This is a genomic window from Amycolatopsis sp. lyj-23, assembly GCF_046549135.1.
In the GTDB taxonomy this organism is placed as follows: Bacteria; Actinomycetota; Actinomycetes; order Mycobacteriales; family Pseudonocardiaceae; genus Amycolatopsis.
Genome location: NZ_JAJPWN010000032.1, coordinates 48,219 through 58,763, shown reverse-complemented (window position 1 = coordinate 58,763; position 10,545 = coordinate 48,219). Strand labels below are relative to the sequence as shown.

Annotated in this window: 9 protein-coding genes; 7 read left to right on the top strand and 2 right to left on the bottom strand. The window is 70.5% G+C overall.

What is annotated here, in order from left to right:
- Positions 1-476 precede the first annotated feature (476 nt).
- Positions 477-965 (top strand): exosortase P, encoded by a 489-nt coding sequence (xrtP, locus tag ACLJPY_RS48560; protein ID WP_410597796.1) that lies wholly within the window; start codon positions 477-479, stop codon positions 963-965.
- Entirely contained in the window at positions 962-2,338 is a 1,377-nt protein-coding gene (locus ACLJPY_RS48555; RefSeq protein ID WP_410597793.1) for a glycosyltransferase family 2 protein, read from the top strand. Before xrtP ends, ACLJPY_RS48555 begins: the two co-directional genes overlap by 4 nt.
- Before the next feature lie 18 nt (positions 2,339-2,356).
- Here ACLJPY_RS48555 and ACLJPY_RS48550 read toward each other — a convergent pair whose 3' ends face one another.
- Positions 2,357-4,216, bottom strand: a complete 1,860-nt coding sequence (locus tag ACLJPY_RS48550; RefSeq protein ID WP_410597792.1) for an N-acetylmuramoyl-L-alanine amidase — start codon at positions 4,214-4,216, stop codon at positions 2,357-2,359.
- 281 nt (positions 4,217-4,497) lie between these two features.
- Here ACLJPY_RS48550 and groES point away from each other — a divergent pair, with 281 nt between their 5' ends.
- Together groES and groL are read left to right on the top strand one after the other, a co-directional pair.
- The gene (groES, locus tag ACLJPY_RS48545; protein WP_004559922.1) at positions 4,498-4,791 is read left to right on the top strand and encodes a co-chaperone GroES; all 294 of its coding nucleotides are present in this window, start codon (positions 4,498-4,500) and stop codon (positions 4,789-4,791) included.
- Between the two features lie 91 nt (positions 4,792-4,882).
- Positions 4,883-6,496 carry a chaperonin GroEL gene (gene groL / locus ACLJPY_RS48540; protein WP_410597791.1) on the top strand — a complete coding sequence of 538 codons (1,614 nt, stop codon included), beginning with the start codon at positions 4,883-4,885 and terminating at the stop codon, positions 6,494-6,496.
- A 150-nt stretch (positions 6,497-6,646) separates the two neighbouring features.
- Here groL and ACLJPY_RS48535 read toward each other — a convergent pair whose 3' ends face one another.
- The gene (locus ACLJPY_RS48535; protein ID WP_410597790.1) at positions 6,647-6,967 is read right to left on the bottom strand and encodes a WhiB family transcriptional regulator; all 321 of its coding nucleotides are present in this window, start codon (positions 6,965-6,967) and stop codon (positions 6,647-6,649) included.
- 230 nt (positions 6,968-7,197) lie between these two features.
- Here ACLJPY_RS48535 and ACLJPY_RS48530 point away from each other — a divergent pair, with 230 nt between their 5' ends.
- From ACLJPY_RS48530 to ACLJPY_RS48520, 3 genes are all read left to right on the top strand, one after another.
- Complete coding sequence (locus ACLJPY_RS48530; RefSeq protein ID WP_410597795.1) at positions 7,198-8,103, top strand: MerR family transcriptional regulator; 906 nt, start codon at positions 7,198-7,200, stop codon at positions 8,101-8,103.
- A 575-nt stretch (positions 8,104-8,678) separates the two neighbouring features.
- On the top strand, positions 8,679-9,533 hold the full coding sequence (locus tag ACLJPY_RS48525) for a hypothetical protein (RefSeq protein ID WP_410597789.1): 855 nt from the start codon (positions 8,679-8,681) through the stop codon (positions 9,531-9,533).
- A 131-nt stretch (positions 9,534-9,664) separates the two neighbouring features.
- Positions 9,665-10,261, top strand: coding sequence for a response regulator transcription factor (locus tag ACLJPY_RS48520; RefSeq protein WP_003073605.1), 597 nt, complete (start codon positions 9,665-9,667; stop codon positions 10,259-10,261).
- The last annotated feature ends 284 nt before the right edge of the window (positions 10,262-10,545 follow it).

Sequence of the window (10,545 nt, the reverse complement as noted above, 5' to 3'; positions counted from 1 at the left end):
CGGTCCCTCGATGCCACCAGACCCGGTGACACCACCCCCCGGATCATGGGTTCGACTGGGGGCGTAAGTCATGCCGGGCCTGGTGACCACAACTCCCTGGTGGGAGCCACGAAAAAGGTAACGGGGGTTGCGTGACGGCGGCGCGGATCGAACCGGCTTGCCGGGAGACTCGGCACGCGGATCGACTATCGCCAAGACCGGCCCGAATAGCACACAAAATTTCCCGAATCACCTGATCGGGTAATGCTGGACGCTGTTTCCACTGGTCGTTTCCCATATCACCCGAACGGTCTAACAAGTTCGTTAGAGGTCCAGCCGATTGGGGCGTACTTTCCACCCCTCCGAGTGGAAACCCGTGGCACACATGTCTTACGCTCGCCCGGGCCCCCACTCGATCGGGCAATCCACACACCGAGAGGAACGTCGTGGCGGTAGCGAGCGCTCCCAGCTCAGGAGCAACGAAATTTCCGCAGGTCATGGCGCTGAGTGCGCTGGCGGCGGCGGGTGTCGTGGTGGTGCTGGCCGAGCGGCTCTACCGCGAGCTGGAAGTACGGCTTGCGGGCGCCGTCCTCGATGTCTTCACTACATCGGGTGTTTATGTGGCACCCGATCGGGAGTCTGTTTACTTTGGGTTGACCAGCGCTACTCCATTCGGGTTGAGAATGACGCCGGAATGCTCTTCGGCGTTCCTTTTGCTGCCCCTGATCGTTGTGACTATGGCCATGCTCTACTTCCGGCCTTCGAATGCGCGACGGCTCTTCTTTTCGCTCGGCATTTCCGCACTCGTCGTCGTGTTGGTGAACCAGCTGCGCATTCTGACGATCGTCGGCCTGGTGCACGGGTTCGGCACCGACGACGGCTACTACTGGGGCCACACGCTGCTCGGCTCGATGGTCAGCGTGTTCGGCGGCGCGGTCTCGATCGTCCTGTTCGTCTGGCTGGCCACCCGGAAGAAGAAGGCATGAGCGTCAAGGTCCTGCTCGCGATCACGCAGGCGTTCGCGCTCACCATGAGCGTGGCGTTCCTCGTCTACGTCGTCGTGATCGTGGTGCCGTACCTGCGCCGCAAGCCCGGCCCGGTCGGCGACCCGGCCGGCTTCACCTGGCACTTCTTCGTGCCGTGCCGCGACGAGCAGACGGTCATCCGCGAGACGATCCGCTACCTGCGCACCACGTTCCGGCACGCGCACGTCTGGGTCGTCGACGACGATTCGGAGGACCGCACCGCGCGCGTCGTCCGGATGCTGTGGCGGCGCCACGGCGGCTACGACCCGTACCTGCACCTCGTGCCGCGCGTGCGGCCCGAGGCCCGGACCGGCAAGGGCGACGCGCTCAACGCCGCCTACCGCGCCCTGGCCGACTGGATGGGCCCGGACGCGAGCCGCGACGACGTCGTCGTGGTGGTCGTCGACGCCGACGGCCGCCCGGCGCCGAACTGCCTCGAGGTCTGCGCGGCACCGCACCTCTTCGGCGACCCGGAGGTCGGCGCGGTCCAGCTCGACGTGTGGATGGGGAACGCGGGCACGCCGCCGCCTAGCCGCAACCCGGTCGGCCGCTGGTTCGGCCTCAAGCTCGCGCAGCTGCAGGACCTGGAGTTCCGGACGGCGATCGCGGCGATCCAGACCTCGCGCGGGTTCACCGGCACGATCTCCATGGGCGGCAACGGCCAGTTCACCCGCCTCACCGCGCTGGACTCGATCGCGGGCGACGCCGGCGAGCCGTGGCGCGGCTCGCTGCTGGAGGACTTCGAACTCGGCGTCCACCTGCTGACCGCGGGCTGGCGCACCGGGTTCACCCCGGATTCCCACGTCGCGCAGGAAGGCCTGTACAGCCTGCGGCGGTTCCTCGTGCAGCGCACGCGCTGGGGCCAGGGCACCATGCAGTGCGCCCGGTACCTGCGGCGGATCTGGGATTCCCCGCACGTCAGCACGCTCGGCGCGGCGGAAATGATGTACTACCTGGCCCAGCCGTGGCTGCAGCTGCTGGGCTCGCTGCTGTACCCGATCCCGTTCGTGCTGCTGGTCATCGGCACGGCGGGTGACCCGGCGCAGATGTGGACGTGGTTCACCGGCGGCGCCTGGATCCTGTTCGCCATCTACGGCTCGTTCGGGCTGCTGCCGTTCCTGGTCTGGGGCCCGATCTACCAGCTGAAGTGCCTGCGCAGCAAGAACGTCCTGCGCGGCATCGGGATGGGGTTCGCCTACGCCGCCTACATCTACACGTTCTACGTGACGTCGTGGCGCGCGTTGTTCCGGCTGGTCCGCGGGCGCAACGGCTGGGCGAAGACGCGCCGCAACACCGAGCGGGCGGCCGGGGTGAAGGTCGCGCTCGACGCGTGAGCGCGACCTCCGCCCGGCCTAGAACGCCGGTGCGATCCGGACGTCGTCCGCCTTGACGAACGCGATCCGGTGCCCGAACTGGATCTGCACGTACTTCAGCTTGCCCTTGACCACGACGTGGTCGGCGAGGTCGAACGTGACGGCGTAGTAGTACTCCGACCCGACCGTGCCGGCGGACGAGTACTGCTGGCCGGCGCCCAGTGTGTACGGCAGCGGCGTGATGGCCTGCACCGGCACGTTCGCCGGGTAGGCCTCCGGTTCCGGGTACGCGCGGCCGTAGACCGGCACCGTCGCCAGACCCGGCTTCGGCGTCACGACCCAGCCGATCGCGGGCTTCGCGACCTTCGCGCCGCGCGGGTTGTGGAACCAGCCCTTCTGGCCGAGGTACCAGATCGCCGTCCAGTCGCCCCGGACTTCGGCGACGGCGTACCGCTGCCCGGTCGCGACGCGGCTGCCGACGTCCGAGACGTCCATCGTGGACGCGGAGCCGTCGGGGTGCAGGCCGGCGTCCTTCAGCAGCGGCGCGGAGTCACTCGGCTCCGAGTGCAGCACGACGGCCTCCGAGCCGCGCGGCGCGCACGGCGTCCCGGGGCTGTCGCACCCGGTGAACACCGGCTGGTTCTTCGCGAAGTCCGGGTCGATGGTGACCAGCGACGAGCCGGGCAGGCCGAACCCGCCGAGCGGCGCGCCCAGCAGGTCGAAGTAGTGCGACCAGTCCCAGTACGGGCCCGGGTCCCAGTGCATGCCCTTGATCGTCGACGGGACCGTGCCCGGCACGTTGTCGTGGCCGATGATGTGCGCGCGGTCGAGCGGGATGCCGTACTTGCGCGCGAGGTAGCCGACGAGCTTCGCGCTCGAGCGGTACATGGCCTCGGTGTACCAGGTTCCCTTCGCGGCGAAGCCTTCGTGCTCGATGCCGATCGACTTCGCGTTGACGTACCAGTTGCCGGCGTGCCAGGCGACGTCCTTGGTCGGCACGTGCTGCGCGATCAGGCCGTCGCTGGAGCGGATGGTGTAGTGCCAGCTGACGTACGTCGGGTCCTGGGCGAGCTTGAGGACGCTGTCCCAGTAGCCCTCGGTGTCGTGGATGACGATGTGGTCGATCCGCTGGCTCTCGGGCCGGTTCGCGAGGTCGTGGTTGCCGTAGTCGTTGCCCGGCAGCTCCTGGTAGGGCGCGGGCACCGACTCGCAGGTGACCCGGCGCGGGCACTCCACGCCGGGCGGGGTCCGGTCGGCGTGCTGCGGGACGACGAGGTCCGGCGACGCGCTCAGGGTGACCTGCTGGCCGTCGTCGGTGGTCCGGGCGATGCCGCTCTTGACGGTGTCGAAGACTTCGTCGGCGAAGGTCTGCGCGGCGTCCCCGGTGGACCCGCTGTACTTCGCGACGGCCTCGTACCAGTCGCCGGTGTGGTACTTCGCGAGCAGGGCGGCGCCGCCGCGGATGTTCTGCGCCGGATCGGTTCGCAGCGTTCCCGCATCGGTGTGGAGCAGCCGCGCGGCCTCGTCGACGGTCTGCAGCGCGGGCGGCGGGGCGGCGGGCCCGGCCTGCGGGTGCCGCGCCGGGCGGGCGTCGTCCCCACGCGGGTCTTCGGTGCCTTCGTCGTGGTGGCTGGTCGCCGCGCCGGCTTCCCGCAGGTCGGTGAGGTGCATCGGGCCGTAGCCGGCGGACGTTGAGGGCGTGCCGGCGTTGGTGTCCCAGCGCGACTCCAGGTAGGAGACGCCGAGGAGGATGTTCTCCGGAACACCGAACTCGGCCGCGGCGGCGGCGAAGTCGCGTTGGCGTTGGCTGGTGGTGTCGGCGTGGGCCGGGGCGGCGAGGCCGATGATCAGCGCCACGGCGGCCGCTACGGCGGCTGTTCTCGGGACGGGCATGGGCATGAACCCCCAAGGTGCAGGTGCCAGAGGTGAGAACCTAACCAGAAACTCACGCCGTGGGTAGGGCCGACCTGCTGACGGGCGTCTGCCGGGCCGAAACCGCCGGTCAGCCGGTTGCCGGGGGCTCGGCCGCTCGTCCGGTGGACCCTCCTTGCACGATTGGCACTCGCGTGGATAGAGTGCTAATCGCACGGCCCGAACAGCCCCGGCACCCGCGACGGCGGGGGTGGTAGAGCCGTAACCACATCCTGCCAACGCTTTCGACGACCGTGGAGGTCAACCCGGTGAGCGTGAACATCAAGCCGCTCGAGGACAAGATCGTTGTCCAGACGAGCGAGGCCGAGGAGACGACCGCTTCCGGCCTCGTCATCCCCGACACCGCCAAGGAGAAGCCCCAGGAGGGCAAGGTTCTGGCCGTGGGCCCGGGCCGCATCGACGACAAGGGCAACCGCGTCCCGCTCGACGTGAACGTCGGCGACGTCGTCATCTACTCCAAGTACGGTGGCACCGAGGTCAAGTACAACGGCGAGGACTACCTCATCCTGTCCGCCCGCGACGTGCTGGCCGTCATCAACTGACGTCCGCTCGCAGCGCATGACGCCCCGGGCCCCGCAGCAAGCCGGGGAGCGGGGCGTTCTTGCGTTCAAAGAAAGGTAAGCGGAACACGCTATGCCCAAGCAGATCAGTTTCGACGAGGACGCTCGTCGCGCGCTGGAGCGCGGGGTGAACAAGCTCGCCGACGCGGTCAAGGTCACCCTCGGCCCGCGCGGTCGCCACGTCGTGCTCGACAAGAAGTTCGGCGGCCCGACCATCACCCTCGACGGCGTGACCGTCGCCCGTGAGATCGAGCTCGCCGACCCGTTCGAGAACCTCGGCGCACAGCTCGCCAAGAGCGTCGCCACCAAGACCAACGACGTCGCCGGCGACGGCACCACCACCGCGACCGTGCTCGCGCAGTCGCTGGTGAAGGTCGGCCTGCGCAACGTCGCGGCCGGCGCGAACCCGACCTCGATCGGCCGCGGCATCGAGGCGGCCGCGGAGAAGGTCATCGAGGTCCTCAAGAGCAAGGCCACCCCGGTCAAGGGCCGCGAAAGCATCGCCCAGGTCGGCACCGTGACCTCGCGTGACGCCAACATCGGCGCCCTGCTCGGCGAAGCCGTCGAGAAGGTCGGCGAGGACGGCGTCATCACCATCGAGGAGTCGTCGACCCTGGCGACCGAGCTGGTGATCACCGAGGGCGTCCAGTTCGACAAGGGCTTCCTCTCGGCGCACTTCGCGACCAACCCGGAGGAGCAGAAGGCGATCCTCGAGGACGCCTACATCCTGCTCGTCCGCGAGAAGGTCTCGTCGCTGGCCGAGCTGCTGCCGGTGCTCGAGAAGGTCGTCGAGGCCAAGAAGCCGCTGCTGATCATCGCCGAGGACGTCGACGGCGAGGCGCTGTCCACCCTCGTGGTGAACTCGCTGCGCAAGACGATCACCGCCGTCGCGGTCAAGGCGCCGTTCTTCGGCGACCGCCGCAAGGCGTTCCTGGACGACCTCGCGGTCGTCACCGGTGGCGAGGTCATCTCCGCGGAGATCGGCCGCAAGCTGTCCGACGTCGACCTCGGTGCGCTGGGCAAGGCCCGCCGCATCGTCGTCACCAAGGACGACACCACGATCGTCGACGGTGACGGCTCCAAGGACGCCATCGCCGGGCGGGTCGCGCAGATCCGCAAGGAGATCGAGACGACCGACTCCGACTGGGACCGCGAGAAGCTGCAGGAGCGCCTCGCGAAGCTGGGCGGCGGCGTCGCGGTCATCAAGGTCGGCGCGGCCACCGAGACCGAGCTGAACGAGCGCAAGCACCGCATCGAGGACGCCGTGGCTTCGACCAAGGCGGCCGTCGAGGAGGGCATCCTGCCCGGCGGTGGTTCGGCGCTGGTCCACGCGGTCAAGGAGCTCGAGGGCGGCCTGGGCCTCACCGGTGACGAAGCCACCGGTGTCCGGATCGTCAAGGACGCGCTGGTGGCGCCGCTGTTCTGGATCGCGACCAACGCGGGCCACGAGGGCGCGGTCATCGTCAACAAGGTGCAGGAGCAGGGCTGGGGCCAGGGCTTCAACGCGGCCACCGGCGAGCTCACCGACCTGCTGGCCGCCGGCATCGTCGACCCGGTCAAGGTGACCCGGTCCGCGGTGGCGAACGCCGCCTCGATCGCGCGGCTCGTGCTGACGACGGAGTCGTCGATCGTCGAGAAGCCGGCCGAGGAAGAGCCCGCCGCGGCGGGCCACGGCCACTCGCACTGACGCAGTACGCGAAGCGGGGCGGCACTCCTGGAGGGAGCGCCGCCCCGTTCTCGTCCGTGCTCGGGGCACTTTCACTTGAAGTGCCCCGCTCCTGGACGGCACGGAGGGCGGCACCCCACCCGGTGCCGCCCTCCGATGTCTGTGGTTCGCTCAGCCGCGAGACATGCTGAGCGAGCGTTTGTCCGATTTGATGATGTGCTCCCGTTCGGACTCCGAGAGCCCGCCCCAGATGCCGTACGGCTCGTGCACCGCCAGCGCGTGGCTGCGGCACATCTCCAAGACCGGGCAGCTCAGGCAGACGGCTTTCGCTCTGGCCTCCCGTCGTGCCCGCGCCGGGCCGCGCTCGCCGTCCGGGTGAAAGAAGGACGCGCTGTCCATCCCCCGGCACGACCCTTCGAGCTGCCAGTCCCACATGTCGGCGTTGGGTCCTGGGAGCCTGCGCGTGTCTGCCATCCTGACCGCCTCCGTCATCCGGTCGATGCCGCTAGCTGCTCTGCTGTGGTGCCGATACTCCATTCGGTGCAACGGCGGTAACGTTAGAAGCGCGCCAATAGTTGTTCAAGCGATTCGGGTCGATTCAGCCGTTAGGCATCCCCCGGATGTGTGAGCAGCGCTTTCGCCTCCGGTTGCCGATGGCGGCGGCTGCCTGGATATTGAGCCTCGTGGGAGCTGGGTCGGGCACCGAAGAACCCACCCTGCCGGTGGCCTCGGTCGCCCGCCGGCTCGGGGTCGCGCCGTCCACCCTCCGAACCTGGGACCGCCGCTACGGACTGGGTCCCAGCCGCCACACCGACGGCCGCCACCGCCGCTACGGCAGCTCCGACATCGGCCGCCTCGAACTGATGCAGCGCGCGCTGCTGAGCGGCGCGTCGACGGCCGAGGCGGCGCGCTACGCCCTCGAGCAGATCCCGCGAACCGGGCCACGCCAGCCGGAGGAGCCTTCGGAACCGGCCGACGCCGCGGCGGCCGACGACGGCCTGGAGGTCCGCTCCCGCCTGGCTCGCCGCCTGAGCACCGCGGCACTGGCGATGGACGTCGGCGCGGTCCAGCGCATGCTCGCGGACACGATCGCCGAGCTGGGCGTCCTCCCGGCGTGGACGGGCGTGATCGAGCCGGTGCTGTCGGCGCTGGGAGCACGCTGGCGCGGCGCGAGCGCGGGAGCGGAGGTCGAGTACCTGCTGGCGGAGTGCGTGTTCGCGGCCCTGGTCCGGGCCACCCCGGTGCTGGACGAGCCCCGCAACACCCGCCCGGTCCTCCTCGGCTGCGTCCCCGACGAGCGCGACTCGATGCCGATGTACGCACTGGCCGCCTCCCTGGCCGGCCGCCGGATCGGCGCGCAGCTGTTCGGGGTGCCCCTGCCGGCGGAGGTGCTGGCGGTGGCGGTCCGCCGCAGCGCCCCGGCGGCGGTGGTGCTGTGGGCCAACGGCCGCGGGGTCGCGGACGAGCGGCTGTTCGCCAGGGTGTCCCGCGGCCGCCAGCGCAGCCGGCTGTTCGCGTGCGGCCCGGGGTGGGACCCGGCGACGCTGCCGGACAAGGTGGAGCTGCTGACGGATCTGCCTACGGCGGCGGACCGGATAGAGCACGTCCTGGTCGGCGCGCGGCGGTAGCCGGAGGTTGAGCGGTTGGCCGGTGGCTGTCCATCGTGCGGCCTCTGTCCACAGCCGGGCCACCGGTCGGCCACCCTGCCGCAGCCGAGCCATCCGGGCGCGGGACCAGCTGTTGACCCGCCGAGGCGATCCGGAAGGCGGTCGTGCGCAGTCCCGGCGGGTGAACTGCTGAAGCATGGGCGTGCGTGCGCGGGCGTTGTGGATGAGCCACGGAGGCCAGGGCCGTCCGGGCGCGGGACCAGCTGGTGACCGCCAAGGCAGGACCTCCGGGAGGCGCTCACCCGCGGGCCCGCGGTGAACCGCCAGGCAGGGCCGTCCGAAGGCGTCCGTGCGCGGGACCCGGCGGCAGCGGCGGTCGAGCGATTGGCCGGTGGCTGTCCACAGCCCGGCCGCTGTCCACACCACGGCCGTGATGTGGACAGCTCCGCCGCCCAAGCCTCGATTCGCCGGTTCTGTCGGAGCCCGCCGATAGACTGGACCGGGGTCAGCCCCCAGGGATGGGTGGGGCATGACTTCTGGGGCGTGGCGGCACTTCGATCATGTTTTTTGTCGGACCCACCCACTACAAAGGACAGGTGCACGAACCCGCCCTCAGGGCCGCCGCGTTCGGGAGTGATCCGCTCCCCGACCCCGCCGCCCTGCGCGGTTCCGGCAGCCCGCGGGAACGCCTGCTCGCCGCCGTCGTCCTCGGGGCCCAAGGCCGCTACGCCGCCGCCGCTACCCTCCTCGACGTCCTCCGGCAGGAGCGCGACCCCGTCATGGCGTCCCTCGCCGCGAGCACCCTCGCCTCCCACCGGCGGCAGCTGGGCGGCCACCGGCAGGCCCGCGCCCTCGACGGGGAGGCCTTCGCGAAAGCTGCCGCCCGAACGTCCGAGCCCGATCCGGACGGTCTCGACGCCGCCGGTGCGAGGGCCGACGCCCTGCTCGGCCTGGCCGCCGACAACCTCGCCCTCGGGCGGCTCGGCGCCGCCCGGCGGCTCGCCGCGCGGGCCGCCGCCGAGGACGATCGGTGGCGGGCCACCGTCCGGGGCGGGTGGGTGGGCGCCGAAATCGAGCTCGCCGCAGGTCAGGGCGCCGACGCTGTGCCGCACGCCGAGCGCGCCCGGGAAACCGCGCGAGCGCGGGGTGCTCAGCGGCACATCGTGAAATCCGGGATTGTGCTGGCCGTGGCCCTGCTCGCGGCCGGAGAGCCTGATCACCGGCAGATTTCGGACGACCTTGTCGGAAATGCAATGGCGCAGGCGGAGGAATGCGAACTCCTTTCACTTTCTTGGCCGGCGGCGCTCGTCGCGGCCGACCTGCGCCCAGGACACGCCGAGGAGTATCGATTCAGACTGGCGCAGGTGTTGCACGCAGTGTTACGAAGCGCAGATCCTTGCGGGAGGAGGGTTGCGGGGGAATCGCCATGGGTCCCCGTCCCGGGTGGTTGAGCCGTCGGAATGGGGTGTTCCGGCATCCGGGCTAAGAAAGTTCAAAAAAAGCCACCGGATCGTGTCAAGGTTCGGGCTAAAGCGTCCGATAGGGGAAGAGGAATGTCACCCGGCTGCAGGAAGGAAACCCCGTGACGACGGTCTTGATCTGCGACGACCGACGCAGTGTCCGTGAAGGGCTCACCCGAGTGATGTCCGCGGTCCCTGGGGTCAGTCGCATCGACTGCGTAGCGCACGGTGACGAGCTGCTGGCCCGGTACTCCCGTCAGCCCGTCGACGTCGTGCTTGTCGGGACGCAGCGCGCGGTCCCGACTGGTGTCGAAGCCACCCGGCGGCTCGTCTCGGCCAACCCCCAGGCGAACGTCATCGTCTTCGGCGCCCCGGACGACGCGGGCAGCATCGCTGCCGCGATCGCCGGCGGTGCCCGCGGCTACCTCCGCTGGGACGCGTCCCGGCCGGAGCTGGTCGCCGCGCTGGCCCACACCCTGGCGAGCACCTCGGTGCCCGCGCCCCGTCAGCCGTCCGACCCGGGCGTCCAGCTGACCGAGCGCGAGCTTCAGGTGCTCCGCGGGATGAGCCAGGGCAAGAGCAACGGCCAGATCGGCCGCGAGCTCTACCTGTCCGAGGACACGGTCAAGACCCACGCCCGGCGGCTGTTCCGCAAGCTCGGCGTGCGCGACCGCGCGCAGGCCGTGGCGCACGGCTTCCGCCGCGGCCTGGTCAGCTGACCTGTCGCTCTCCCCGTTCCTGACACGGCCGGTTCCCAGGTGACGACGGGCCAGGGCGCACCCGCCCTGGCCCGCACCTGTGTGGTCCCCACCACAGTCCGGCGTTCGACGTGGCGGAATCCCGCCCCACCGCCGCGCCCCCGCGGCGGATCTCGTACCCGCAGCCGGGTTCGCTCGTTGAATCGGCGACCTCGACCGCGGGTGTGCAGGACGACCCGTACTTCCGCGGTCCCGCTGTCGCGGCGCGCCCGGGCGCACCGCGCGCGCCGGTACGGAGCGGGCCG